25 protein-coding genes and 1 riboswitch are annotated in these 25,759 nt (G+C 74.7%); of the genes, 13 read left to right on the plus strand and 12 right to left on the minus strand.

The window, feature by feature from the left end; genetic code table 11:
• From ACFU9E_RS11275 to ACFU9E_RS11290, 4 genes are all read left to right on the plus strand, one after another.
• A complete protein-coding gene (locus ACFU9E_RS11275) occupies nt 1-906 on the plus strand; it encodes a fumarylacetoacetate hydrolase family protein (RefSeq protein WP_380680692.1) in 906 nt (301 codons plus the stop codon).
• Nucleotides 907-957: 51 nt separating this feature from the next.
• Nucleotides 958-1,734, plus strand: a complete 777-nt coding sequence (locus ACFU9E_RS11280; RefSeq protein WP_380680689.1) for an Asp/Glu racemase — start codon at nt 958-960, stop codon at nt 1,732-1,734.
• 63 nt (nt 1,735-1,797) lie between these two features.
• Nucleotides 1,798-2,694, plus strand: a complete 897-nt coding sequence (locus ACFU9E_RS11285) for a PaaX family transcriptional regulator C-terminal domain-containing protein (protein ID WP_380680686.1) — start codon at nt 1,798-1,800, stop codon at nt 2,692-2,694.
• Between the two features lie 5 nt (nt 2,695-2,699).
• On the plus strand, nt 2,700-4,316 hold the full coding sequence (locus ACFU9E_RS11290) for an amidohydrolase (protein WP_380680683.1): 1,617 nt from the start codon (nt 2,700-2,702) through the stop codon (nt 4,314-4,316).
• Nucleotides 4,317-4,377: 61 nt separating this feature from the next.
• On the opposite strand, the gene ACFU9E_RS11295 is transcribed toward ACFU9E_RS11290, so the two are convergent.
• The gene (locus ACFU9E_RS11295) at nt 4,378-4,896 is read right to left on the minus strand and encodes a hypothetical protein (protein ID WP_380680761.1); all 519 of its coding nucleotides are present in this window, start codon (nt 4,894-4,896) and stop codon (nt 4,378-4,380) included.
• A gap of 265 nt (nt 4,897-5,161) precedes the next feature.
• Here ACFU9E_RS11295 and ACFU9E_RS11300 point away from each other — a divergent pair, with 265 nt between their 5' ends.
• Nucleotides 5,162-6,673, plus strand: a complete 1,512-nt coding sequence (locus ACFU9E_RS11300; protein ID WP_380680680.1) for an MmgE/PrpD family protein — start codon at nt 5,162-5,164, stop codon at nt 6,671-6,673.
• Nucleotides 6,674-6,932: 259 nt separating this feature from the next.
• The gene (locus tag ACFU9E_RS11305) at nt 6,933-7,634 is read left to right on the plus strand and encodes a TetR/AcrR family transcriptional regulator (protein ID WP_380680677.1); all 702 of its coding nucleotides are present in this window, start codon (nt 6,933-6,935) and stop codon (nt 7,632-7,634) included.
• Between the two features lie 48 nt (nt 7,635-7,682).
• Here ACFU9E_RS11305 and ACFU9E_RS11310 read toward each other — a convergent pair whose 3' ends face one another.
• Complete coding sequence (locus ACFU9E_RS11310) at nt 7,683-9,320, minus strand: amidohydrolase (RefSeq protein WP_380680674.1); 1,638 nt, start codon at nt 9,318-9,320, stop codon at nt 7,683-7,685.
• A 79-nt stretch (nt 9,321-9,399) separates the two neighbouring features.
• Nucleotides 9,400-10,818, minus strand: a complete 1,419-nt coding sequence (locus ACFU9E_RS11315) for an APC family permease (protein ID WP_380680758.1) — start codon at nt 10,816-10,818, stop codon at nt 9,400-9,402.
• A gap of 282 nt (nt 10,819-11,100) precedes the next feature.
• Between ACFU9E_RS11315 and ACFU9E_RS11320 the strand changes: the two genes are divergently transcribed.
• Both ACFU9E_RS11320 and ACFU9E_RS11325 read left to right on the plus strand, forming a co-directional pair.
• The gene (locus ACFU9E_RS11320; protein WP_380680671.1) at nt 11,101-12,342 is read left to right on the plus strand and encodes a cytochrome P450; all 1,242 of its coding nucleotides are present in this window, start codon (nt 11,101-11,103) and stop codon (nt 12,340-12,342) included.
• A gap of 53 nt (nt 12,343-12,395) precedes the next feature.
• Nucleotides 12,396-12,920, plus strand: coding sequence for a GNAT family N-acetyltransferase (locus ACFU9E_RS11325; protein ID WP_380680668.1), 525 nt, complete (start codon nt 12,396-12,398; stop codon nt 12,918-12,920).
• 79 nt (nt 12,921-12,999) lie between these two features.
• Here ACFU9E_RS11325 and ACFU9E_RS11330 read toward each other — a convergent pair whose 3' ends face one another.
• The 4 genes from ACFU9E_RS11330 to ACFU9E_RS11345 form a co-directional block, all read right to left on the minus strand.
• Complete coding sequence (locus tag ACFU9E_RS11330) at nt 13,000-13,749, minus strand: choice-of-anchor P family protein (RefSeq protein ID WP_380687533.1); 750 nt, start codon at nt 13,747-13,749, stop codon at nt 13,000-13,002.
• A gap of 108 nt (nt 13,750-13,857) precedes the next feature.
• A complete protein-coding gene (locus ACFU9E_RS11335; RefSeq protein WP_380687531.1) occupies nt 13,858-15,267 on the minus strand; it encodes a glycosyltransferase in 1,410 nt (469 codons plus the stop codon).
• Entirely contained in the window at nt 15,264-15,869 is a 606-nt protein-coding gene (locus ACFU9E_RS11340; protein WP_380687529.1) for an archaeosortase/exosortase family protein, read from the minus strand. The genes ACFU9E_RS11335 and ACFU9E_RS11340 overlap by 4 nt, the downstream gene beginning before the upstream one ends.
• An 8-nt stretch (nt 15,870-15,877) precedes the next feature.
• Nucleotides 15,878-16,054 (minus strand): hypothetical protein, encoded by a 177-nt coding sequence (locus tag ACFU9E_RS11345; protein ID WP_380687527.1) that lies wholly within the window; start codon nt 16,052-16,054, stop codon nt 15,878-15,880.
• A gap of 422 nt (nt 16,055-16,476) precedes the next feature.
• On the opposite strand from ACFU9E_RS11345, the gene wecB reads away from it, so the two are divergent.
• Entirely contained in the window at nt 16,477-17,601 is a 1,125-nt protein-coding gene (gene wecB, locus ACFU9E_RS11350; RefSeq protein WP_380687525.1) for a non-hydrolyzing UDP-N-acetylglucosamine 2-epimerase, read from the plus strand.
• 44 nt (nt 17,602-17,645) lie between these two features.
• Here the strand turns inward: wecB and ACFU9E_RS11355 are convergent, their stop codons facing one another.
• Nucleotides 17,646-18,230 (minus strand): histidine phosphatase family protein, encoded by a 585-nt coding sequence (locus tag ACFU9E_RS11355; RefSeq protein WP_380687523.1) that lies wholly within the window; start codon nt 18,228-18,230, stop codon nt 17,646-17,648.
• A 175-nt stretch (nt 18,231-18,405) separates the two neighbouring features.
• Nucleotides 18,406-18,492: riboswitch (cobalamin riboswitch) on the plus strand.
• Nucleotides 18,493-18,553: 61 nt separating this feature from the next.
• Between ACFU9E_RS11355 and ACFU9E_RS11360 the strand changes: the two genes are divergently transcribed.
• From ACFU9E_RS11360 to ACFU9E_RS11370, 3 genes are all read left to right on the plus strand, one after another.
• Nucleotides 18,554-18,778 (plus strand): CbtB-domain containing protein, encoded by a 225-nt coding sequence (locus tag ACFU9E_RS11360; protein ID WP_380687521.1) that lies wholly within the window; start codon nt 18,554-18,556, stop codon nt 18,776-18,778.
• 17 nt (nt 18,779-18,795) lie between these two features.
• Complete coding sequence (locus ACFU9E_RS11365) at nt 18,796-19,653, plus strand: CbtA family protein (RefSeq protein ID WP_380687519.1); 858 nt, start codon at nt 18,796-18,798, stop codon at nt 19,651-19,653.
• A gap of 253 nt (nt 19,654-19,906) precedes the next feature.
• Nucleotides 19,907-21,061: an AI-2E family transporter gene (locus ACFU9E_RS11370; protein ID WP_380688096.1), complete on the plus strand. Its 1,155-nt coding sequence runs from the start codon at nt 19,907-19,909 to the stop codon at nt 21,059-21,061.
• An 80-nt stretch (nt 21,062-21,141) separates the two neighbouring features.
• Here ACFU9E_RS11370 and ACFU9E_RS11375 read toward each other — a convergent pair whose 3' ends face one another.
• From ACFU9E_RS11375 to ACFU9E_RS11390, 4 genes are all read right to left on the minus strand, one after another.
• Nucleotides 21,142-21,933 (minus strand): ABC transporter permease, encoded by a 792-nt coding sequence (locus ACFU9E_RS11375; protein ID WP_380688094.1) that lies wholly within the window; start codon nt 21,931-21,933, stop codon nt 21,142-21,144.
• On the minus strand, nt 21,930-22,931 hold the full coding sequence (locus tag ACFU9E_RS11380; RefSeq protein ID WP_380688092.1) for an ATP-binding cassette domain-containing protein: 1,002 nt from the start codon (nt 22,929-22,931) through the stop codon (nt 21,930-21,932). The genes ACFU9E_RS11375 and ACFU9E_RS11380 overlap by 4 nt, the downstream gene beginning before the upstream one ends.
• A 196-nt stretch (nt 22,932-23,127) precedes the next feature.
• Entirely contained in the window at nt 23,128-23,973 is an 846-nt protein-coding gene (locus tag ACFU9E_RS11385) for a DUF4097 domain-containing protein (RefSeq protein WP_380688090.1), read from the minus strand.
• Between the two features lie 210 nt (nt 23,974-24,183).
• Nucleotides 24,184-24,849, minus strand: coding sequence for a hypothetical protein (locus ACFU9E_RS11390; RefSeq protein WP_380688088.1), 666 nt, complete (start codon nt 24,847-24,849; stop codon nt 24,184-24,186).
• A 166-nt stretch (nt 24,850-25,015) separates the two neighbouring features.
• On the opposite strand from ACFU9E_RS11390, the gene ACFU9E_RS11395 reads away from it, so the two are divergent.
• Complete coding sequence (locus tag ACFU9E_RS11395; RefSeq protein ID WP_380688086.1) at nt 25,016-25,636, plus strand: L-threonylcarbamoyladenylate synthase; 621 nt, start codon at nt 25,016-25,018, stop codon at nt 25,634-25,636.
• Nucleotides 25,637-25,759: the final 123 nt, after the last annotated feature.

Below are 25,759 nucleotides of genomic sequence, written 5' to 3' on the forward strand. Positions count from 1 at the left end.
ATGCGCCTGTTGACCTTCCACACCCCCGGCACCGACGACCCGCGCCTGGGCGCCCTGCTCGCCGACGACCGCGTCGCCGACCTGTCCGCGCTCGCCGCGGCCGCCGGCGCGGACCTGCCCGGCGACCTGCTGGGGCTGATCCGCGCCGGGCAGCGGGCCCTCACCACCGCCCGCGCGCTGGCCGACGGCGCGGCCCGGGACCCGTCGGCCCTGCCCACCCTCGCGGAGGTGACGCTCAGCGCACCGCTGCGCCCCGGGAAGATCGTCGGCGTCGGCCTCAACTACGTCGAGCACGTCACCGAATCGCACCGCACCCTGGACACCGACCGCGAGCTGCCGGACCGCCCGGTGCTGTTCAGCAAGCCCTCGACCGCCGTCACCGGCCCCGGACAGCCGATCCGGCACAACGCCGACCTCACCGAGCAGCTCGACTGGGAGTGCGAACTCGCCGTCGTGATCGGCGCCCCGGCCTTCCGGGTGGCCGAGGCCGACGCCCGGCGGCACGTCTTCGGCTACAGCATCGTCAACGACGTCAGCGCCCGCGACCAGCGCCGCTCCGGCCAGTGGTTCTTCTCCAAGGGCCAGGACAGCTACGCGCCGTTCGGCCCGGTCGTGGTGACCGCCGACGAGATCCCCGACCCGCAGCGGCTGGACCTCTCGCTGCGCGTCAACGGCGAGCTGCGGCAGGACTCCAACACCCGCCACATGCTGTTCGGCATCGCCCGGCTGATCGCCGACATCTCCTCCGGCGTCACCCTGGAGCCCGGCGACGTCATCGCCACCGGCTCGCCGTCCGGCGTCGGCGCCGGGATGGTGCCCCCTCGGTTCCTCCGGCCCGGCGACCTCGTCGAGGCGACCATCGAGGGCATCGGCACCCTCGCCAACCCGGTGATCGACGCCCGCTGACCGCCCGCCCCGCCCCGCGGAGGAGCCCGTCCCGCAGAGGAGCCCGCCCCGATGACCAGCCCGAACGCCACCACGACCTACCGGATCGGCCAGATCGTCCCGAGCTCCAACGTCACCATGGAAACCGAAGTGCCGGCCCTGCTGCGGGCCCGCGAACGTGTCGCGCCGGAACGGTTCACCTTCCACTCCAGCCGGATGCGGATGACCAGGGTCACCCCCGAGCAACTGCGCCGCATGGACGCCGAGTCCGACCGGTGCGCCGCCGAACTCGCCGACGCCCGGGTCGACGTGCTCGGCTACGCCTGCCTGGTCGCCGTGATGGCCGCCGGCCCCGGCTACCACCGGGAGGCCGAACAGCGGCTGCACCGGCGCACCGCCGAGAACGGCGCCGCCGCGCCCGTGGTCACCAGCGCCGGCGCGCTGGTGACCGGCCTGCACACGATCGGCGCCGCGAAGGTCGCCGTCGTCACCCCCTACCTGCGGCCGCTGGCCCGCACCGTCGTCGACTACCTCGGGCACGAGGGCATCGAGGTGGTGGACTTCGCGGCCCTGGAGATCGCCGACAACCTCGACGTCGCCGCCCACGACCCGGCGAAGCTCCCGGCGATCGCCGCCGGGCTCGCGCACAGCCGGGCCGACGCGGTGGTGCTGTCCGCCTGCGTGCAGATGCCCTCGCTGTCGGCGATCGAGGAGGCCGAGCGGCGGCTCGGCAAACCGGTCGTCTCCGCCTCGGTCTGCACCACCCACCAACTGCTGCGGGCCCTCGGCCTGCCCGCCTTCGCCCCCGGCGCCGGGCACCTGCTGTCCGGCGCCTTCGCGGAGTCCTGACCGCCTCCCGTCGGCCCGGACACCACCACTATGATCACCACCAGCCGACGGGAGGAGATCCGGATGACCGAGAACGCCTCCCGGCCGAGCTCACTGATCCACACCGTCTACGGCGAGTTCGTCCGCCGCCTCGGCGGCTGGATATCCATCGCCGACCTGATCGGCCTGCTGGCCGAGCTGGACGTCGACGCACCCGCCGTCCGCTCGGCCATCTCGCGCATGAAGAAGGCCGGCACCCTCCTCCAGGAACGCCGCACCGGCGACCGGAGCGGCACCGGCTACCGCCTCTCCCCCGCGATGGAGCCGGTGTTCGAGGAGGGCGACCGCCGGATCTTCCGCAGCCTGGAGCCCGCCGAACTCGCCGACGGCTGGGTGGTGGCCGTCTTCTCCGTCCCCGAGTCCGAGCGCGCCCACCGCCACACCCTGCGCTCCCGGCTCGGCTGGCTCGGCTTCGGCAACGCGGCCCCCGGCGTCTGGCTGGCCCCCGCCCGGGTGCTGCCCGACGCCCGGCGGCTGCTCGAACGCCTCGGCCTGGACGCCTACGTGCACCTCTTCCTGTCCGCCGAGTACGCCGGCTTCACCGACCTGCGCACCGCCGTCGCCGACTGGTGGGACTTCCCCGCCATCGAGGCCCAGTACGCGGCCTTCACCGACGCCTGGCGGCCCGCCGTCACCACCCTGCGCGGACGGACCGACCTCGACCCGGCCGAGGCGTTCCGCGCCTACGTCCCGATGCTCGACCAGTGGCGCCGTCTGCCCTACCTGGACCCGGGCCTGCCCGAGCCGCTGCTGCCCGCCGAGTGGAACGCCGTCGCGGCGCGGGCCGTCTTCACCGAACTGCACACCCGACTCGCCGGACCCGGCCTGGGGTACGTCGAGCAGGTCACCGGCCTGTCGGCCGCCACCCACCACCAGGAACCGTTCCAGCAGCAGGGGCCGTTCCACCACCAGGAGCCGTGACGACGATGACCCGTCCGCCCGCCGACCTGCTGGTGCGCGCCGCCCGCGTGCACACCCTCGTCCCCGGCGAGCCGCCGCAACGCGCGCTCGCCGTCACCGGCGGCCGGATCACCGCGCTCGCCGCCGACCCGCACGGCCTGGACGCGCTGGCCGGACCGGCCACCGAGGTCGTCGACGCCCCGCACACGACCGTGCTGCCCGCCTTCGACGACACCCACACCCATCTGGTCCTGGCCGGCCACAGCGTGCACGGCGTGCCCGTCCACCGGGCCGCCGACCTGCCCGGGTTCCTCGCCCTGATCCGCGAGCGCGCCACCCGCACCCCCGCCGGGGAGTGGATCCGCACCACCGTCAACTGGCAGGAGGTGAACCTCGCCGAGCAGCGGCTGCCCACCACCGGGGAACTGGACGGCGCCACCGTCGACCACCCGGTGCTGGTCCGCCGCGGCGCCTACAACATGGTGCTCAACTCGGCGGCGCTGCGGCTCGCCGGGATCACCGCCGCCACCCCCGACCCGCCCGGCGGCGTGATCGAACGCGACGCGGACGGCCGGCTCACCGGTCGGCTGATCGACAAGGCGACCGAACTCGCCGACCGCGTGCTGCCCCGGCCCGGGCTCGCCGAGCGGATCGAGGGCCTGCGCGCCGCCTCCGCCGGGTACGCCGCCACCGGGATCGGCACCGTCCGCGACTGCCTGGTCCCGGTCGAGGACCTCGACGTGCTGCGCGCCGCCCGCGACGAGGGCGCGCTCGCCGTCCGGGTCCGGGCCCTGGTCTCCGGCTTCGCCGTCCGCACGCCGGAGCAGGTGGACGCGCTGCTGGACCGGGTCGTCGCCTGGCGCGCCGCCGGCCACGAGGACGACCGGCTCGCCGTCTGGGGCGTCAAGTTCGGCATCGACGGCGGCTTCGAGGCGGGCGCGCTGGAGGAGCCGTACCAGGGGCGGCCCTGCTACCACGGGCGGCTGCTCTGGGAGCCGAAGGAGCTGGCCGACGCCGTCGAGCGGGTCGTCGGACGCGGCCTGCGGGTCGGCGTGCACGCCTGGGGCGATCGCGGGCTGCGCACCCTGCTGGACGTCTACGAGGACGTGCTCGCCCGCCGCCCCGGCCTGCCGCCCGGCACGCTGGTCGTCGAGCACGGCGGCCTCGCCCGGGCGGACCAGCGGGCCCGGGCGATCGCGCTCGGCATCCCGGTGACCGTCCAGCACCCGCTGCTGCACGACGGCGCGCCCGCCCAGCGGCGCGCCTGGGGCGAGGAACGCACCGGCGCGCTGTTCCCGCTGCGCAAGTGGCTCGACGAGGGGGCGCAGCTCTCCGCCGGCTCGGACTTCCCGGTCGGCCCGTACGGCGCGATGCTCTCGGTGTGGGGCATGACCACCCGCGCCACGGTCGCCGGGGTGCTCGGCGCCGAGCACGCGATCGAGCGCGCCGAGGCGATCGCCCTGCACACCGTGGCCGCGGCCCGGCTGACCGGCGAGAGCGCCGAGCGCGGCTCGCTGCGCCCGGGCACGCTCGCCGATCTGACGCTGTGGCCCGCCGACCCGCTGAGCTGCCCGGTCGACGAGCTGCGCGCGCTGCTGCCGGAGCGCACCGTGGTCGGCGGACGCACGGTGCACCGCCGCTGAGACACCCGCTGAAACGCCTGCTGAAACGCCTGCTGAAACGCCCGCTGAAACGCCCGCCCGCTCAGGCGGGGCGCACCTCCTGGAGCAGCCCCCAGGTGAAGTCCGCCGTCCAGGCCCGGGGTCGGCCCTCGGCGTCCGGGGCGGTGAAGTCCAGCCGGAACCTGGTCGGCGCGCTGCCCTCCCGCGGCACGGCGGGCGGGAAGGCGGCGCCGACGTCGGCCACCACACAGCTCCACGGCGTCAGCTCGTCGAGCGTGCGCGGCACCGGCGCCGGGGTGCCGGGCGCCCGCACCAGCCAGGCGTTGAGCTCCGCCCCGCCCGGGCCGACCAGCACCTCGAAGCGCAGCCCGGGCCAGAGCGGCAGCGCCCACTGCCGCGCGGTGCAGGCGAGGTCCCCGACCCGCCGCGCCGCCTCCGCCTCCGGCGGGCCGAGCACGGCCGCGTAGCGCCGCGCGCCGGACGGGAACCCCGGCGCGCGCTGCATCGCCTGCCACCGCTTGTTCGCCTCGCGCATCCCGGCCCGGCTCGCCCCCAGCCGGCGCACCGCCTCCTCGACCAGCTCCGGCCGGAAGTCCGCCATCCGCCGCAGCAGCACCAGCTGGAACTCCGTCACCCCGAATCCATCGACCACCCGGGCAGGCTACCCGCCCGGACACCGGGTGTGGCCTGCTCGCCACGGGCGCCGTCGTCGGGAAGGCTCGTCGTGCAGTCGTCGTGCAGTCGCCGTTGTGCGGTCGCCGTTGTGCGGTCGCCGTTGTGCGGTCGCCGCCGCGCGTGCGACGCGTCGCCGCCACACGGGCGACGGCGGTTGCGACCGTTCCGCCGAAGCCCCCGCGAGGAGTCCCGTGATCGAGTACCGCGTCCGCGTCCACCCCAGTGCCGACCGCCTGCCGCGCGAGGAGCAGCTCGCCTGGCGGCTCGCCGCCGTGGCCACCGCCACCGAGGAGCTCGACCCCGACAGCGCCGGGATGGCCGTCAACCGGGTGATCGACAACGCGGCGGTGGCCGTCGCCGCGCTGCTGCACCGGCCGGTCGCGGTCGCCCGCGCCCAGGCGCACGCCCAGGTCCACCACGCCGCGCCCGGCGCCCGGGTGTTCGGCAGCCTCACCCGGGTCTCCCCCGAGTGGGCGGCCTGGGCCAACGGCACGGCGGTGCGCGAGCTGGACTTCCACGACACCTACCTCGCCGCCGACCACTCCCACCCCGGCGACAACATCCCGCCGCTGCTGGCCGCCGCCCAGCACACCGGCCGCACCGGCGCGGACCTGCTGCGCGCCGTCGTCACCGCCTACGAGGTGCACGTCGCCCTGGTCAAGGGCATCAGCCTGCACACCCACGGGATCGACCACGTCGCCCATCTGGGCGCGGCCACCGCCTGCGGCATCGGCGCGCTGCTGCGGCTGCCGACGGAGACGGTGTACCAGGCCGTCCAGCAGACGGTGCACACCACCACCGCCACCCGGCAGTCCCGCAAGGGCGAGATCTCCAGCTGGAAGGCGTTCGCCCCGGCCTTCGCCGGCAAGGCGGCGATCGAGGCGGTGGACCGGGCGATGCGCGGCGAGCGCTCCCCCTCCCCGGTCTACGAGGGCGAGGACGGCTTCCTGGCCTGGATGCTGGACGGACCGCGCTCGGACTACCGGGTCCTGCTGCCGGAGGACGGCGAGCCGCGCCGGGCGATCCTGGACACCTACGCCAAGGAGCACGCCGCCGCGTACCAGGCCCAGGCGGTCATCGACCTGGCCCGGCGGCTGCGCGAACGGACCGGGCCGCCGACCGCCGTGCGCTCGATCGTGCTGCACACCAGCCACCACACCCACCACGGCATCGGCTCCGGCTCGAACGACCCGCAGAGGTACGACCCGAAGGCCGGCCGGGAGACCCTCGGCCACTCGGCCCCGTACGTCCTCGCCGTCGCCCTGGAGGACGGCACCTGGCACCACGAGCGCTCCTACGCCCCGGAACGAGCCGCCCGCCCGGAGACCGTGGCGCTCCGGCGGAAGATCAGCACCGTCGAGGACCCGGAGTGGACCCGCCGCCACCACGACCCCGACCCGGAGCGGCGGGCGTTCGGCGGCCGGGCGGTCGTCACCCTGGAGGACGGCACCGTGATCGAGGAGGAGCTCGCCGTCGCCGACGCCCACCCGGCCGGCGCCCGCCCCTTCGACCGGCCCGCCTACGGGCGCAAGTTCCGCACCCTCACCGAGGGTCTCGTCACCCCCGCCGCCCAGGACCGCTTCCTGGACGCCGCCGACAACCTCGCCGAACTGCGCGCCACCGACCTCGACGAGCTGTTCCCCGCCGTCGACACGCCGGCCGTGCGCGAGTACGACGAGAGCCTGCCGAAGGGCCTGTTCTGATGCTGCGCACCCGCACCGCCCCCGCCGAGCGCCGCCGCGCCCTGCGCGAACGGCTCTCCGCCGGACGGCTGCTGACCATGACCGCCTGGAGCGCGGGCGCCGGTGCCCGCCCTCCCGGCGGTGCGTCAGGGCGTCGAGGTGTTGCCCGGCCGGCCCAGAGGCACGACGGCCGCCCGTCACTCGGACATCCCCGAACGTCCGTCCAGCGGTACCGTCGCGCCCCTGTGCTACGTCAAGTATGTTGTCGTAGCCTGCCGGGATGAGCGAACGCGTAGTGCCCGAACCCCAGCGGCGGCGCCGACGGCCCACCAAGCAGGGGGTGGTGCTCTCCCACGAGCTGATCGTCGGCACGGCCCTGCGGCTGATCGGGCAGCACGGCGCGGAGGCGCTGACCGTGCGCCGGCTCGGCACCGCGCTGGGGGCCGATCCCAGCGCCGTCTACCGCTACTTCCACAGCGCCGACGACCTGCTGCTCGCCGTCGCGGACGAGCTGATCGGCCGCGCCCAGGAGGGCTGGCGGGCCACCGGGGACTGGCGGGCGGACCTGCGGGCGATCGGTCTGCGCATCCACGCCAGCTATCAGGCCCACCCCCAGGCCGCCCTGCTCGCCGCCCACCGCACCACCGGGCGCACCCACGAGGTCGCCGCCGTCGAAGCGATCCTCGGTGTGCTGCGCACCGCGGGCTTCCCCGACCCGGAGGCGGTGCGGATCTACCACGCGTTCGTCGACCAGAGCCTCGGCTTCGCCGCGCTGGACGCCGCCGCGCTCGCCCTGCCCGCCGCCGCGCAGACGGCGGACCTGCGGGTCTGGCAGGCCTCGTACGCCCGGGTCGACCCCGCGGCAAACCCGCACATCGCCGCCACCGCGCACCTGCTCACCGCCGACATGCGGCGCAGCGGCTATCCGTTCGCGCTGGACCTGCTGTTGGACGCCGTCGAGGCCCGGCTGGCGGCGCGCTGAGGCGGCCGCCGGCCGGGCGCGGGGAGATACGACGGCGGGGAGGCCGGGTCAGTCGGCGGTGTGGACGAGCTCGCCGCCGACGTAGGTCCGCAGCACTCGGGCCTCGGCGATCCCGTCGGCCGGGCCGGTGAGGATGTCGCGGTCCAGCACGACGAGGTCGGCGAGGTTCCCGACGGCGAGCACCCCGGCGTCGTCGACGCCGTTCACGTGCGCGGAGCCGGCCGTGTAGGCGGCGATCGCGGAGGCGAGGTCGAGTCGCTGCTCGGGCAGGAACACCCGGTCGTCGGTGGCCTCCGGCTCCCTGCGGTTGACGGCCACGTGCAGTCCGGCCAGCGGGTCGGGGCTGCTCACCGGCCAGTCGCTGCCGGCCGCCAGGGTGGCGCCCGCCCGCTGGAGCGCACCGAACGGGTACTGCCAGGCGGCGCGTTCGGGGCCGAGGAAGGGGATGGTGAGTTCGTCCATCTGGGGTTCGTGCGCCGCCCAGAGGGGCTGGATGTTGGCGACGGCGCCGAGCCGGGCGAAGCGCGGCACGTCGTCCGGGTGGACCACCTGGAGGTGCGCCAGGTGGTGCCGGGTGTCGCGCGGGCCGTTGGTGGTGCGGGCGGCCTCGACCGCGTCCAGCGCCTCGCGCACCGCCCGGTCGCCCAAGGCGTGGAAGTGCACCTGGAAGCCCAGCGCGTCCAGGTCGGTGACGTACCCGCGCAGGGCGAGCGGATCGACGAAGCTGAGGCCGGAGTTGGCGGTGGCGCAGCCGCAGCCGTCGAGGTAGGGGCTGGTCATGGCGGCGGTGAAGTTCTCCGCGATGCCGTCCTGCATGATCTTCACCGAGCCGGCCCGGAACCTGCCGTGCGTCAACGCGGCGCGCCGCTCGACGAGTTCGGGGATCTGCTGGGCGCCCCGGTCGCGGTCCCACCAGAGCGCTCCGGTCACCCGGGCGGTCAGCGCGCCCGAGCGCGCGGCGGCCAGGTAGGCGTCGGACGGGTCGGGCTGGCGGTTGAACTCCCCGAGCAGGGCGTCCTGCCAGCCGGTGACGCCGAGCGAGTGCAGCAGCCGTTGCGCGCGCAGCAGCCCGTCCAGCCGGTCGGCGGCGGTGGTTGGCGGCAGCAGCCGGGCCACCAGGGCGGTGGCGCCTTCCTGGAGGGTGCCGCTCGGGGTGCCGTCGGGCTCCCGCTCGATCCGCCCGTCGGCCGGGTCGGGGGTGTCGCGGTCCAGGCCGGCCAGCTCCAGGGCCCGGGTGTTGGCCCAGGCGCCGTGGTGGTCGCGGTTGGTCAGGTAGACCGGGCGGTCCGCGACGACGCTGTCGAGCAGCTGGCGGGTCGGCAGTCCGCCGTCGAAGCTCTCCATCGACCAGCCGCTGCCGGTGATCCACTCCTGCTCGGGGTGGGCCTCGGCGTAGTCGCGGATCCGTGCCAGGTAGTCGGTGACGCCGACCGTGCCGGTGAGGTCGCAGGCGGCCAGCTCGGCGCCGCCGAAGACCGCGTGGACGTGCGAGTCCTGGAAGCCCGGCAGCAGCAGCTTTCCGGCGAGGTCCACGACTTCGGTCCCGGGACCGATCAGCTCGCGGACCTCGTCGTGGCCGACGGCGGTGATCCGTCCGCCGGTCACGGCCAGGCTGGTCGCCCGGGTCCGGGCGGCGTCGCCGGTGTGCACGGGGCCGCGGGTGAAGACCAGATCGGCCTTGGTCATGGGTGGTGCTCCGTTCTCGGGTGGTACGGGGTCGTGCGGGGCGGTTCGGGTCGCGCACGGCGGCTCAGGTGGTACGGGGTCAGCGGGTGCCGCCGAGGAAGTACGGTGAGCGCCGCCGCCAGCGGGCCCAGGCCGCCGCGGGCAGGCCGCTGGCGATCATCAGTACCACCACCGAGAGCTCGAACCAGCCGTTGTCGGCGGAGAGTTCGAAGTGGTCGGTGGAGTCGTAGAAGGTCCAGGCGAGGTAGCCGCCGACGACGAGCAGTGTCGCCGCGCCGAGCAGCGGGCCGACGACCGCCCGCAGGCCCTCCAGCACGCTGCTGCGCAGCAGGTGGCGGAAGCGGACGGCGGCCGCGACGGCGGTGAGCGCGTAGTAGAGGGCGACGATGATGCCGATCGCGTTGACGGCGGCGGAGATGAGGTCGTTGACGGTCGGAACGGCGACCGAGCAGAGCGCCAGCAGCACCGCGATCCCGGTGATCAGCAGGGTGCCGGTGGCGGGCGTCGAGTGCCGGGGGTGCAGCCGGGTCCACACCGGGCCGAGCACGCCGTCGCGCCCCATCGCGTAGAGCCCGCGGGCGGTCGGGATCACCGAGGACTGCAGCGAGGCCACCGCGGAGAGCATCAGCGCGATCAGCGGCAGCGCGGCCAGCGGCTGGTCGGCCAGCCGGGCTCCGAAGTACGCCAGCCCGTGCGCGCCGTTGTCCGCCAGCTCGCCGAGCGGGAGCACCCGTTGGAAGGCCGTTCCGGCGAGCAGGAAGAGCGCCAGCATCACCAGCAGGGCGAGCGTGCCGCCCCGCGAGGCGTCGCGCGGGTCGCGGACCTCCTCGCCGACGCTGAACACCGACTCGAAGCCCCAGTAGCAGAACACCGCGAGCACCATGCCCTGCGCCAGGGCCTCGAAGGACGGGATCGCGAAGGGGTTGAACCACTGGAGCGAGAACGGCTGGTCCCCGGCGAACAGCCCGTACCCGCAGAAACCGAGCAGCACCGCGTACTCGAAGACCAGCAGCGCCTTCTGCAGCCGGGCGGCCAGGTCGAGCCCGCGCACCGCGACCAGCGCGGCGCCGATCAGGACGACCAGGCCGATCAGGGTGCACTGGACGGTCGAGTCCGCGTCGAGCCGCAGGCCCGCGATGCTGCGCAGGTGGGCCAGGTCGAGGAGTTGGACGATCGAGGAGCCGGTGACGGTCGTGGTGTAGGCCATGAACACCACGGTGCCGACGGTGTTCACCCAGCCGGTGAGGAAGCCGAGCCAGGGGTTGAGCGTGCGGCCCACCCAGCGGTAGCTGCTGCCGGCGTCCGGCTCCGAGGCGTTCAGCCGTCCGTAGCCGCCCGCGATGGCGAGGACGGGGAGGAAGGCCAGCAGCATGATCGCGGGCAGGTGCAGTCCGACGACGCCGGCCATCAGGCCCAGGCCGATGCCGATGCTGCTGGTCGCGGCGGTGCTGGAGGCGGCGATCGCCGCCCCGTCGAGGAGGCCGAGCGAGCGGCGCATGGAGAGGTGGGAGCTGTCGGCGTCCGTTCTCGGACCGCCGCCCGTGGCCTTCACCGTCGATGCCAAGGGATCACCGCCTTGAGGGTGGGGTGGGGGTGGGGGGAAGTGCGAGCCATGAAACCCGGGGCGCCGGAACACGTCAATGCTGTTGTCATAAGGGAGGGGGCGCCGCCCCCCGGCGCGCGGAACAATGGTGAGCGCCCTTACGCCACCGCCCCGGCCGGTCGTACGGTCGCCATCGGCCGACCGTTTCCGACCGCCGCTCCCGGTCCAGGAGGGCCCATGGAACCCCGCTGCCCCATCACCCACGTGCTCGACACCCTCGGCACCGACCTGCACGCCGAAGCCGCCCATCTGCGCACCCACGGCCCGGCCGTCCGGGTCGAACTCCCCGGCCGGGTCCTGGCCTGGTCGGTGACCCGCGCCGACGTCGCCAAGCGGCTGCTCACCGACCCCCGGCTCGCCAAGAACGCCCGGCGCCACTGGCCCGACTGGATCGACGGCCGGGTCGGCCCGGACTGGCCGCTGGCCAGCTGGGTCGCGGTGGAGTCGATGTTCACCAGCGACGGCGAGGACCACCACCGGCTGCGCACCCTCACCTCGCCCTCGTTCGGCCCGCGCCGGGTGGAGGCGCTGCGGCCCCGGGTGCGGGCGATCACCGCCGCCCTGGTCGACGGGCTGCGCGCGGCGGCGCCCGGCGAGCGCGTCGACCTGCACACCCGGCTGTCCTATCCGCTGCCGACCACGCTGATCTGCGACCTGTTCGGCGTACCGGAGGAGCAGCGGCCCGAGGTGCGGCGGGTGGTGGACGGCGCCCTGGAGACCGACGCCACCCCCGAGCGCGCCAAGGCCCTGCTCGACGACCTGTTCGCCGCGATGGCACGGCTGGCCGCCACCAAGCGGGCGACGCCGGGCGACGACATGACCAGCGACCTGATCGCCACCCGCGACGCCCACGGGTCCCGGCTGAGCGAGCCGGAGCTGGTCTCCACCCTGATCCTGATGATCGGCGCCGGGTCGGAGACCACCGTCAACCTCATCGACCACGCGGTGGCGCTGCTGCTCGCCCACCCCGGGCAACTGGCGCTGATCCGCTCCGGCGAGGCGACCTGGCGCGACGCCATCGAGGAGACGCTGCGCCTGGAGGCACCGGTGATGCACCTGCCGATGTACTTCGCGACCGAGGACGTCGACCTCGGCGAGGGCGTGCTGATCCGCGCCGGCGAGCCGGTCCTTTTCGCCTTCGGCGCGGCCGGACGCGACCCGGGGCTGCACCCCGACCGGCCGGAGGAGTTCGACCTCACCCGGCCCGACAAGACCCACCTGGCCTTCGGCCACGGCCGCCACTACTGCCTGGGCGCGCTGCTCGGCACGATGGAGGCCGAGGAGGCGCTGAGCGCCCTGTTCGACGCCTTCCCCGACATCGAACTCGCTGTTCCGGTGGAGGAGTTGCTCCCGCAGGAGTCCTTCATCGTGAACGCCCTGCGGGCCCTGCCGGTCCGGCTCACGTCCGCTGTCGGATAGTCGCCGCGCGGGCGCCGGCGCCGGCTGTCGGTGGCACCGCCTACCGTACGGCCATGGAGAATCACCCCGCCGTGGTACGCCTGGAGACCTGGTCCGAGCAGGACGCCCCGCTGCTCTCCGCCCTCAACGCACCGGAGCTGATGACCCACCTCGGTGGCCCGGAGACCGAGGAGAAGCTGGCCGACAGGCACCGCCGCTACGTCGCCCTCTGTGCCCGACCGCCCTCCGAGGGGCGGATGTTCCGGATCGTGCTGCTGCCGGAGGGTGCGGCGGCGGGCGGCATCGGCTTCTGGGCACGGGAGTGGGAGGGCGAGGAGGTGTACGAGGCCGGCTGGGCGGTGCTGGCGGCCTTCCAGGGCCGCGGGGTGGCGACGGCCGCCGCCCGCGCGGTGGTGGCCGAGGCCCGGGCCGCCGGGCTCCGCCGCCACCTGCACGCCTTCCCCTCGGTGGACAACCCCGCGTCCAACGCGGTGTGCCGGGGCGCGGGCTTCGAACTGCTGGGCCCCCGGGACTTCGAGTACCCGCCGGGCCGTCCGATCCGCTGCAACGACTGGCGCTTCGACCTCCGGGGGCCCTGACCCCGGGAAGACCGGGCCGCCCCGGGCCCGGTGAACGGGCCCGGGGCGAGCCGGCGGGGCGGGGTCGGACGGGACGGGATCAGGCGGCGCCGTTGCGGCGGCGCAGCAGGAAGACACCGGCGGCGGTGGCGAGGGCCGCCGCTCCGCCGACGGCCGCGACCTGGGGGTTGATCATCGGCACGGCCTCGGCGGGCGCGGCGCCACCGCACTCGGCGTGGCCGATGGTCAGGTTCGCGCCGTTGAGGATCGGCAGCAGGGCGATCCGGACGGCGTTCACGGTGAGCACGCCGTTGGCGTCGGTGGTCTGCTCGTTGAGGACGATGGTGGCGACCCCGGGCACGTTGACCTGGGTGTTGGGGGCGGCGCCGGCCTGCAGCGTGATCGCCGGGAGCAGCGGGACGCGGACCGTGCCGCCGGCTATGAGGCCGGAGCCGGTGGCGCCGGTCGGGGTGGCGGTACAGGTCGAGTTGACGCCGGTGAGCGAGACGGTGGCGAGGGTCAGGTCGACGCCGAGCGAGTCGACCGTCGCGGAGGCCCCCGAGGTGCCGGCCTGCGGGTCGCCGGAGGTGGTGGCGGTGAGCACCGAGTCGGTGGCGAACGGCCCGAGGTGGACGCCGGCCAGGGTGTTGGTTCCGCCCGAGGGGTAGGTGGAGGACGGCATCGGGGAGACGGAGACCAGGCTGCCGACGGCGTCCGCGGCCACCACGTAGGCCTTGGCCTGGGGCGCGGCGAGCGCGGCCCAGGCCGGGGCGGCGGTGCAGACCAGCGTGGCGGTCAGAGCGGCACCGGCGAGCAGGCGGGTGCGGTTGCGGTTGCGACGAGAGGTCATGGTGGTGGTGCCTTTCGCGGGGACGGGAGGAGGACGGTCGGTGACGGGGCGGGGGACGGCGGGGCCGCGCGCGGCCGTCGGGCGGTGCGCGGGCCGGTCGGCGGGCGCTCATCGCGCCGGCTCGCCGAGGACGGCCGGAGGCGGCGAGGCACTCGCGACGGCGGCGGGTGCGACGGGCGCGGGGGCGGCGGCGACCCGGGCGGTCTTGTGCCAGGAGTTGCGCCGGCACAGCACCCGCCAGGCCGCCCGGACGGCGACCAGGTAGGTCGTGGCGGCGTACAGGGCCAGCGCGAGCCCGTACCCGAGCGCGGCCAGCCGCCCGGTGCCCGGCTCGCAGCGCCGCCGGTAGAGCGGCCCCCAGATCGCGAACTCGCCGACCCCCAGCAGCAGGTAGAGCGTCAGCAGCAGCGCGCCGCCCTGCCGCAGGAAGGCGAGAACGAACTCCGGGTAGACCACGAGGTTGTAGCCGAACGCCGCGATCGGCACGGTGTACACCACCAGGCCGACGAGCTGCAGCCACGGCTGGCTCATGAAGTAGAGCACCTCCAGGAAGCCGGCCGTGCCGAACGCCCGTGAGCCCCAGATCTCCCGCAGGTAGCGGGTGCACTGCATCGAGCCCTGCGCCCAGCGCACCCGCTGGGTGATCAGCTGCCGCACGCTCCACAGCGCCTCCTGGTCGACCCAGGCGTCGGTGGTGTAGCCGTTGCGCCAGCCGGCCAGCATCAGGCGCAGGCCCAGCTCGTAGTCCTCCAGCAGGGCCTTGCCCCACGGCCGCCCGCCGCCGCGGTCCACCGAGCGCAGCGCCGAGAGCCGGGTGAACTGGCCGTTGCCGCCGACGTTGACGGTGCCGGTGCGGCGACGGGTGATCTGCATGGCGGAGATCGGCCCGCGGAACTCGATGTCCTGGAGGCGGGCGAGCAGCCGGGCCCGCCGGTTGGCGAACGCACCGCGGCCGGGCAGCGGCCGGGGCACGTCGCGGTTGGACATCCGCACCTCGACCTGGACGGCCCCGATCCCGGGATCTCCGAAGAGGGCCGGTCCGGCGCACACGGCGAGCGCGCCGGGCGAGGGGCGGCCGTCGGCGTCGAGCACGCAGAGCACCACCCGTTCGGGGTCGGTGCCGGCGGGCAGCGCGGCCTCCACGGCCCGGTAGCCGGCGTTCAGCGCGTCGCCCTTGCCGGTCCGTGCCTCGGGCAGCCGCCGGGACACCAGGTGCACGGTGAGGCGGTCGCAGGTGGCGGGCCAGGCGCGGACGAGTTCGGCCGTCCGGTCCGCGGAGGCGTCGTCGACGACCCAGACGGTGGCGCCGGTGAAGTGCTCGGCGAGGTAGTCCAGGGTCGTGGCGATGACCGCCTCCTCGTCCCGGCAGGGGATCAGGAAGTGCCAGCCGAAGCCGTCCGGGTCGCCGGGCGGGGCGGGCCGGTCCCGCAGGTAGCCGCGCACGATCACCACGACGTAGGCGAGGAAGCCGACGCCCAGGACGAAGGAGAGCGAGACGGAGGTGTCCAGCAGGGTCACGGTCCGTCCTCCCCGCCGGTGCGGACGGGTGCGGCGGCGGTGCCGGCGCGGGGCAGCAGCCGCAGGTAGAGCAGGGCGGCGGCGAGGGCGGCGGCCATCATCAGCACCGAGCCGAACAGGACGTGCGTCCAGCCGAAGCCCTCTGCGCCGTACCGGTGCTGCATCACCAGCACGAGGGTGAGCCGGGCCAGATTGGTGGCCACGACCAGTGCGGCGGCGAGCGTGAAGGCCAGCAGGACGCGGCCGGGCCGGCGGTTGCCGAAGAGCAGCAGCAGGGCGGTCACCAGGGCGAGCGGGGCGATCAGCAGCGCGCTGCTGCAGCCGGTGCTCAGGGCCACGCCACGGTCCAGGCCGGTGTGGTCGCCCGCGTAGAGCACGGGGGCGCTCGGACCTTCGAGCAGCAGGGTGCGCATCCCCACGAGGTGCTCGACCAGCCATGCCGTGCCGCGGCTCTCCTGGGAGCGGTAGGCGCGTTCGCCGGCCACCAGGGAGCCGCACACGCCGAGCAGCGCGGCGCCGCAGAGCATCCCGACCGGGGAGCGCCCGGTGCGGGGCGCCGCGCGCGGGCGGGGCGCGAGCGGGTGCGACAGGGATTCGGTCATGGCGCGGCTCAGTCCTCGCCCGGACCATCGCCGCTGCGCAGTCGGCTGCGGCGGAGCAGTCCGAGCCCGAGCAGCACCATGGCCACCGCGACCGTCGCCGTGACGCCGAGGCCCACCGATCCGGTCGCCGCCAGGGCGCCGCCGCCGGCTGCCGGCGGCAGTCCGCCGGCCACAGGTCCGTACATGGGGGAATTCCTCTCGTCGGAGAGCCGGGGAAATACGAGGGGGGGTTGCCGCGCAGCGGAAGGGATGCTGGCGGATTCGGTGTACCCCCAGGCAAAGGGGGGGCAGCACCGGGCACGTCGGAACGGGCCAGGCGGGGACGAACGTTACCGCGATGCCATCGCGGATCGAACTCCCCTTCTGGTGGCACATCATGGAACGAAAATCAGACTTCTGATGGTCCGTAGCCGCACGATGCTTCCGACAATTGAGCCAATCGGCGTGTCGACGGCATGTCAACGGAGTGTCGCGGCGACCCGCCATACCGCCATTCGGGGGACATTGATCACCAATGGTTGCCGCGGCTCAGCGCCGATGGCCATGTTGTGACACGTAGTCCGAGCACTCCGAGCGTTCCATCGGATGCACCGTCAAGGGAGCCCGAATGCCCTCAGCCGACATAGCCGTGGTCCTCGGCACCCGACCGGAAATCGTCAAACTCGCCGGTGTGGTGCGACTCCTGGAGGACACCGCCCGCATCGTGTGGACCGGTCAGCACTGGGATCCCGGCCTCACCACCACCTTCTTCCGGCAGTACGCGCTCCCCCGCCCGCACATCACGCTCAGCGACGTCGCCGGCGAGGCCCGGGGCCGACAGATCGGCCGCATGGTCAGCGCGCTGAGCGACCACTTCACCGAGCACCCGCCCGCCGCCGTCGTCGTCCAGGGCGACACCAACTCCGCCGCCGCCGGCGCACTGGCCGCCCACTGCGCGGGCGTGCCCGTCGTCCACGTCGAGGCCGGACTGCGCTCCTTCGACCCCGGCATGCCCGAGGAGGCCAACCGCCGGCTCATCGCCCCGCTCGCCGACCTGCACTGCGCCCCGACCGCGACCGCCGCCGCCCACCTGCTGCGCGAGGGCATCGCGGCGGAGCAGGTGGTGGTCACCGGCAACACCGTCGTCGAGGCCACCCTGGAGTCACTGCCCGGACCAGTCGAGGCCCGCGCCGTCCTGGACGGGTTCGGCCTGCGCCCCAACCGCTATCTGCTGGCCACCCTGCACCGGCCGGAGAACACCGACGACCCCGCCCGGCTCGGCCGGATCCTCGGCCAACTCGCGGCGCTGGACCTGCCGGTGGTGCTGCCACTGCATCCGCGCACCCGGGCGGCGATCGAACGGTTCGGGCTCTCCGGCGCGCTCGCCGGGCTGCGCCCGGTGCCCCCGGTCGACCACCGCACCTTCCTCGCCCTGGCCGCCGGCTGCCGGCTGCTGGTCTCGGACTCCGGCGGGGTCCAGGAGGAGTGCACGGTCCTCAAGCGGCCGCTGATCGTGGTCCGCAACTCCACCGAACGGCCCGAGGCGGTCCGCTCCGGCTTCGCCCGGCTGGTCCGGCCCGGTGCCGAACTCGACCTCGCGCTCCGGGAATTGCTCGCCGACCCGGAGGCCGTCGGGGCGCTCGCCGGGCGGCCCTCCCCGTACGGCAGCGGCACCGCCAGCGCGGAGATCGTCGCCGCCGTCCGCTCCCGCTACCTCACCGAGGACCGCGCGCGGCTGCTCTGCGCCGGATGAGCCGGTAGGCGTCCGGAGAGGGCCCAGGGCCGACCGCCGCCGGATCAGTGCCCGCCGAGGCGAAGGTTCCAACGGCCCGCCCACCCGGTCAGTTCGGCGCCGCCCAGCGGAGGCACGTCGAGCCGTCGGAAGGCCTGCTCCGGCACCCCGAGGGCGTGCCCCGCGGCGGCCCGCACCACGTCCGGCTCGGCGACCACCAGCACCCGGCCGCCCAGCACCGCCGCGGTGCCGTCCAGCCAGCCGCCCACCCGGGCGCACAGCTCCCGCACCGACTCGCCGCCGTGCGGCGCGGCCGCCGGGTCGGACAGCCACTCCCGCACCGCCTGCGGCTCCTCGGCCATCACCTCGTCGAGGGTCCGCCCGCTCCAGCGGCCCGTCGCGCAGCCGCGCAGCTCGGGCTCGTCCACGGCGTCGGACAGCCCCAGCTCCTCGGCGGTGCGGCGGCAGCGGGCGGAGGGCGAGACGAAGCGGCGGGCCGCCACCGGCAGGCCCGGTCCGGCGGCGCGGGCGGCCCGCACCCCGGCGGCGTCGAGCGGATCGCCCCCGTCCACGGACCCTTCGCCGCCGAACCGGGCCTGCCGCAGCCCGGGTCCGATCGCCGGAGCGACGAAGATCACCCGTACCGTCACGCCCTGCCCCCTTCGTACACCTGTGACCCTTGGCAGCCCCCCGGACCAGCGGCTTCCGGGCCCTGCGGCCGGCGACCGCGCAGCTCGCGGCGCGGCAACGATTCGGCGCACGCCCTTGGCTCCGCCGCCACCGGGCGCTACGGTCTCACCCGACAACTGAAGACGACGGCGAGACGGAAGCCCGGTGGAAATCCGGCACGGTCGCGCCACTGTAAGCCGGAACCGGCCGCCTCACGCAACGGCGGGGTCCGGCAAGTCAGACCCGACCGCCGTCGTCAGAGCTCCACCGAACGGGACGCGTGTTTCCCCCAGGAGGTCCTGCCATGGCCCAGTCCGTCCTCTCCCCCAGCCTGCCCGCGGGCGGTTCCGCCCCGGCCTCGCTGCCGATCCGCGCCATCCTTCCCTGGGCGCTGTTCCTCGGCACCCTGATGCTGGTCCTGCTCTACTTCGTCGGTGCCGAACAGGGCGCCACCTCCGTGTTCTCCGGGGCCACCGTGCACGAGTGGGTGCACGACGGCCGCCACCTGCTCGGCTTCCCGTGCCACTGAGCGGAGACCACGCACCGATGAACGACTCCGCATCCGTGCCCTCGGGCACCGTCGGGAAGCTGCTGCTGCGCGGGCTGCTGGCCGGCCTGGTCGCCGGGCTGGTGGCCTTCCTCTTCGCCTACACCGTCGGCGAGGGCCCCGTCTCGGACGCCATCGCCCAGGAGCAGTCCCAGTCCGCCCCGGCCGGGCACCACCACGGCGGCGGGGCCGGCGCCGCCGACGGCCCCGCGGACTCCCACGAGGCCGCCGACACCGCCGGGTCCGCCGACGAGGAGGAACTGGTCAGCCGTGACCTCCAGTCCACCGCCGGCCTCGCCACCGGCGTGCTCGTCTACGGCGTCGCCGTCGGCGGCATCGCGGCGCTGGCGTTCTGCTTCGCCCTCGGCCGGGTCGGGCGGTCCGGCCCCCGGGCCACCGCCGCCCTGGTCGCGGGCGCCGCGTTCACCACCGTCTACCTGGTGCCGTTCCTCAAGTACCCGGCGATGCCGCCGGCGGTCGGCAACCCGGACACCATCGGGAAGCGCACCGCGCTGTTCTTCCTGATGATCGCCCTCAGCGTGCTGATCGGCACGGCCGCGGTGATCACCGGCCGGCGGCTGGCACCGCGCCTGGGCACCTGGAACGCCGTCCTCGCGGCCGGCCTCGGCTACGCCGCGGTGATGGCCGTGCTCTCCTTCGTGCTGCCGGACAACGACGACGCCATCCCGGACGGCTTCCCGGCCGGGCTGCTGTGGGACTTCCGGCTCGCCTCGATCGGCCTGCAGGCCGTGCTGTGGACCGGTTTCGCCCTGGTCTTCGGCACGCTGGCGCAGCGGATGCTCACCCCGGCGGCACCCGCCGCGGAGAAGACGGCCGTCCCCGCTCCGGCGGTCTGACCCGCTCCCCCGGTCCCACTCCCCCGGTCCCCACTCCCCGTCCCTCCTCCCCAGCACACGACTCGACCCCGCCGATGGCGCGCCGGCGGGGTCGAGTCGCGCGTGCGGCCCCCGCGCTGGTTTGGCAGCATCGGACTCGGACGGACACCGGGTGGCGGGGCGTCCCCGAGCGGAGGAGGGAACGGCCGATGCGCGGCAGGAACGGCCCGACCGCGGGCCATGGCGCCGGTCCGGCCCGGCGCCATGGCCCGCCATGACCGCAGGACGCGGGCGCTCGCGGCGCCCCGGCAGGCCCGGGACCGTCCTTCGTGTCGGGCCGGACCGGGCGGCCCGCCGCGCGGCCACCCGCAACGCCGACCGGACGGGCGAACGGGTGCCGCCCGGGCTGCGGACCGCCGCCGGCTACGCCTGGCGACTGGTCGCCCTCGGTATCGCCGCCTACCTGGCCGTCACCGTCCTCAGCCGGCTCCAACTGCCGGTGATCGCGGTGTTCCTCGCCCTGGTCATCACCTCGGTCCTGCGCCCGCCGGTCGATCTGCTGGACCGGGCGCTGCCCCGCTCGTCGGCCGTGCTGCTGACCCTGCTGGGCTCCGTCGTGCTGGTGGGCGGGGTCCTCGCCCTGGTCGGCACGACCGTCGCCGCGGAGTGGGGCCGGCTCGGCGACGAGCTGCACGGCGGGCTCGGCCGGATCGACCACTGGCTCAGCGGGGCCCCCTTCCACCTGCGCCCCGGCGCGGCCAGCGACCTCAAGGCCCGGATCGGCGACTACCTCTCCGCCCACCGCTCCGCGCTGCTCAGCACCGCGCTCAGCGGCGCCGGGCGGGCCGTCGAACTGCTCACCGGGCTGGCGCTCGCGGTGTTCTGCGCGATCTTCTTCCTGCACTCCGGCGACCGGATGTGGAGCTGGGGAGTGCACCAGCTCCCCACCCGCACCCGCCCGGTGTGGCAGCGGGCGGGCCAGGCCGCGTGGCACACCTTCGCCGGCTACACCCGTGGCGTGCTGATCGTCGCGGCGACCAACGCCGTTCTGGTCGGCATCGCGCTGGCCGTCCTCCGGGTGCCGCTGGTGCTGCCCCTGGTGGTCCTGGAGTTCGTCGCCACCCTGATCCCGCTGATCGGCTCCCCGATCGCACTGGCAATCGCCGCGCTGGTCGCCCTGGCCGCCCGCGGCCCGGTGGTGGCCCTGCTGGTCCTCGGCCTGATCGTGGTGATCGGCCAGATCGAGGGCCACCTCCTCCACCCCCTGGTCCTCGGCTGGTCGGTGCGCATCCACCCCGTCGCGATCGCCCTGTCCGTCGCCGGCGGCGCCGTCCTCGGCGGCGTGCTGGGCGCCCTGGTGGCCGTCCCGGTGGTGTCGGTCGCCTGGGCGGTGATCGGCGCCCTGCGCCACGACTCCCCCGACGGCTGACCGACGCACCGGCCACCGGGTGACCGAGGACGGTCCCTGGTGGCCGGTGCGTTCGGACGTACCGGTCGGGTGGCGGAAGGTCACGTGGCGGCGCGGTCGAACACCGCCTTCGACCAGCGGTAACCCAGCGCGGCCAGCCCCAGGCACCAGGCCACGGCGATCCACCCGCTGTTGCCGATGCCGGTACCGAGCAGCAGCCCGCGCAGGGTCTCGATGGCCGGGGTGAACGGCTGGTACTGGGCGATCGGCTGGAACCACCCCGGCATCGCGTCCACCGGGACGAACGCGCTGGAGACCAGCGGCAGGAAGATCAGCGGCAGTGCGTTGTTGCTCGCCGCCTCGGCGTTCGGGCTGACCATGCCCATCCCGACCGCGATCCAGGTGAGCGCCAGGGCGAACAGCGTGAGCAGCCCGAAGGCGGCGAGCCACTCCAGCACCGTCGCGTCGGTGGAACGGAAGCCGATGGCCACGCCGACGGCGCCGACGACGACCGCGCTGGCGACCGCTTGCAGCACACTGCCGACCACGTGACCGATCAGCACGGACCCGCGGTGGATCGCCATCGTGCGGAACCGGTCGATGATGCCCTCGGTCATGTCGTTCGCGATGGAGACCGCCGCGCCGACCGTGGTGCCGCTGATGGTCATCAGCACGATGCCGGGGACGAGGTACGCGATGTACTCGGCGCGGTCGGCGCCACCGCCGCCGATGCCCGCGCTCATCACGTCGCCGAAGATGTAGACGAACAGCAGCAGCAGGACGACGGGCGTCAGCAGCAGGTTGAGGGTCAGCGAGGGGTAGCGGCGGGCGTGCAGCAGATTGCGCCGCAGCATCGTCGCCGAGTCGCGCAGGGCGAGCGGGACGGAGCTCATCGGACAGCCTCCTCGGGCTGGTTCGCAGGGGTGGACCCGCCGGTCAGGGCGAAGAAGACGTCGTCGAGGTCGGGTGTGTGCACGGTGAGTTCGTCGGCCTCGATGCCGGCGGCGTCCAGGCGGTCGAGGATCGCGCGCAGTTCGCGCTGACTGCCGTCGTTGGGGATCCGCAGCGCGAGCGCCTCGTCGTCCCGGGCGGCGTCGGCCAGCACGGCGGCGGCCGAGCGGTGGGCCGCCGGGTCGGAGAAGCGGAGCCGGACGTATCCGCCGGGGATCAGCCGCTTCAGCTCGTCGGCGGTGCCGTCGGCCACGATCCTGCCGCCGTGGAGCACCGCGATGCGGTCGGCGAGCTCGTCGGCCTCCTCCAGGTACTGGGTGGTGAGGAGGACGGTGACGCCGCCGGCGACCAGTTCCCGGACGACCTGCCACATGGCGTGCCGGGAACGCGGGTCCAGGCCGGTGGTCGGCTCGTCGAGGAAGATGATCCGCGGGCTGCCGACCAGGGTCATGGCGATGTCGAGCCGCCGCCTCATGCCGCCCGAGTAGGTGGAGGCGGGTTTCCCGGCGGCCTCGGCGAGGTCGAACCGCTCCAGCAGCTCGGCCGTGACCCGCCGCCCCTCCTGCCGGGACAGGTGGTGCAGGTCCGCCATCAGGCGCATGTTCTCCTCGCCGGTGATCAGGCCGTCGACGGCGGAGAACTGCCCGGTGACGCCGATCGCGGCGCGCACGCCGTCGGGGGCGGCGGCGATGTCGTGGCCCGCCACCCGGGCCTGCCCGCCGTCGGGCTTGATCAGGGTGGAGAGGATCTTCACGACGGTGGTCTTGCCGGCGCCGTTGGGTCCGAGCAGCGCGAACACGGTGCCGGCCGGGATGCTCAGATCGACGCCGTCGAGGACGGTCTTGTCACCGTAGGACTTTCGCAGGCCGACGGCGGTGACCGCGGCGGGTGCCGGCGGGCCGGGCGACCGCCTCGGCGCGGGCATGGCAGAAGACGGCATGGGGTCCTCCCGTTCGAGGGCTGAGTGGCGCAGAACGCGGGCGAGTCGGGACGCTACGGGATCGGCGGGCGCTGTGGGGCCCGAAGGTGCCACAGGTCCTGAAGGTGCCAAAGGGCCTCAGGGTGCCACCGGGCCCAAGGGTGCCGCGGGATCGGGGACGCCACGGATGCGGGGACGCCCCGGGACTGAACGGCGGTCAGGCCTTGGCGCGGACGATGTCGATGTTGCCGTAGCGGGTGCGGGCGTGGATCCTGACGGCGTCCTCGGTCTCCGCCGGGGCCTCGGAGGCGGCGAGCAGGTTGCGGACCTGCCCCGACACCGAGCTGACGTCGAGCCAGGCCGCCGCGCCCTCGCGGATGCCGACCTCGATGGCCCCGTAGGAGGTCTCCAGCTGGACGGTGCCGCGGGCGACCTCCCCGACCCGCAGGGTGCCGTGGGCGGTGGTGGCGGTGACCGAGGCCTCGGCGCGCCGGATCTCGATGTCGCCGTTGGCGCCGCTCACCCGCAGGTCGCCGGTCGCGGCGCCGACGGTCGTGGTGCCGTGCGAGTTCTTCAGCACGGCCGGGCCGTCGGCGAGGCCCACGCGCAGGCTGCCGGAGCTGGTGGTGATCTCGGCCCGGCCCTCGACCCGGTCCACGGTGATCGACCCGTGCGAGGCGGTCAGCGTCAGCGGACCGGCCGCGTCGAGGCGGACGTCACCGGCGGAGGTCTTCACCCGGACCTCGCCGAGCCGCCCCTCGCCCAGCACCTGGGCCCAGGCGCCGGTCAGGTCGACCCGCGAGCCCACCGGCAGCTCCACCGTCACGTCGACGGTGCCGGTCCGCCCGACGAGGTAGCGCGGCCTGGGCGTCCTGACGGTCAGCGTGCCGTTGGCGTACCCGACCTCGGTCTGGTCGGCGGCCCGCACGTCCAGGTCCTTCTTCGGGTCGCGCGGCCGCACCTCCACGGCGGTGTCGGGGCGGTCCTCCGCGACGAAGCGGATCGAGCCGGCCTCCACGTGCGCGGTCACCGAGATCGGTTCCGGGGAGTCGAAAGAAGGCATGGTGTGCCCCGTTTCTCTGGGCGTTCGGCCCAGGTTGCTCTGGTGCTGTGGCTGACCTCCGGAGCGAGGACCATGACGCTATGGTGGCACCACTTTGGCACCATCGCAAGCCATTCTGGTTTGCGGATGGCAGCAAAGACCCCCGAGGCGCGGGTCCGACGACGCCGCCGGCGCCGGAACCGCCAGGGATTGCCGACGGATCCGGCTCACTCAGCACCCCCGGTGGCACCCTGTCACACTTGGCGACGCCACCATGGCGCCACCGCGATGCCGTCGAGCCGCCCGCCGGACGGATCGGCGGTGCTGGAGCGGGCCTGGTCGGCGTCCTGGTAACCGATCACCCGGTTCGACCAGTCGACCAGCAGCTGCCGGTCCTGCTCCGGCACGCCCATGATCCGGGGCGAGCGTCCAGACCGGCAGGTCCGCGGCGAGCGGCACGAAGTCGATCTCGCCCAGGGGCCGGACCGCGGCGACCAGTTCGGCGGCCCGCGCCCCGATGGCGGCGGTCAGCTCGCGCAGGGCCCGCGGGGTGAACGCCGCCGCGACGATGCGGCGCAGCCGCGCGTGGTCGGGCGGGTCCTGGTTGAGCATCATGGTGCGGGCGAAGGCCAGGTCGGCCGCGGTGTCCGGGTCCCGGATCTGGGTGGCGCCCAGGTGCGAGGAGAACAGCTCCGGGGTGCGGAGCACGTGCTTGACGTCGGCGTGCCGCAGCACCGCCCAGTAGCCGGGGCCGGCCGGCCACTCCCCCACCGGCGGCTCCTCGACCCAGCAGACCGGGGACCGCGCCCGCAGCTCCCGGAACAGCTCGTAGGGCACACCCCCGGCATAGGTCCCGGGGAGGAAGATCCGGTTCGCGCGAGCCTGATCGAAACCCATGGCGACCGACCGTACGCGAGCGCCCGGGAGCCCACCAGCACCCGGTTCGCGCCGGCGGTGGTGCGGCGGGCCGACCCGGCGCTCACGCAGCGGGCCGACGCCGGACCGACGCAGCGGGCCGACGCGGCTGCGCCCGACGGCCGCGGGGATCCCGTAGGGTCGGCCAATGGCGAAGTACTTCGATGTGCATCCAGAGTCCCCCCAGCCGCGCACCATCGGCACCGTGGCCGACACCCTCAGGTCCGGGGGTCTTGTCGCCTACCCGACCGACTCCTGCTTCGCCCTGGGCTGTCAGCTGGACAACCGCGACGGCCTGGAGCGGATCCGATCGATCCGGCGGCTCGACGAGCGCCACCACTTCACCCTGATGTGCGTGGACTTCGCACAGCTGGGGCAGTTCGTCCAGCTCGACAACAACGTCTTCCGCGCCGTCAAGGCGGCCACCCCGGGCAGCTACACCTTCATCCTCCCCGCCACCAAGGAGGTCCCCCGCCGTCTGATGCATCCCAAGAAGAAGACGGTCGGCGTCCGGATCCCCGACCACGCCGTCACCCGGGCCCTGCTCACCGAACTCGGCGAGCCGCTCGTCTCCAGCACCCTGCTGCTCCCCGGCGACGACGAGCCGATGACCCAGGGGTGGGAGATCAAGGAGCGCCTCGGCCACGTGCTGGACGCCGTGGTGGACTCGGGTGACTGCGGCACGGTACCGACGACGGTCGTCGACTTCTCCGGGGGCGGGCCGGAGATCGTCCGGCGGGGGGCCGGAGACGTCAGCCGCTTCGAGTGACGGGCCGCGTGAGCCGTCCGGGCGCCCGGACGGCTCACGCGCCCCAACCGGCGCCCGCGCCCCCGGCGGCTAAAGCCCCCGCCGGGGGCCCCAGCGAGCCCAGCTGCCCCCCCCCGCCCCGGG

It is taken from the genome of Kitasatospora sp. NPDC057595, from assembly GCF_042800875.1.
GTDB lineage: Bacteria > Actinomycetota > Actinomycetes > Streptomycetales > Streptomycetaceae > Kitasatospora.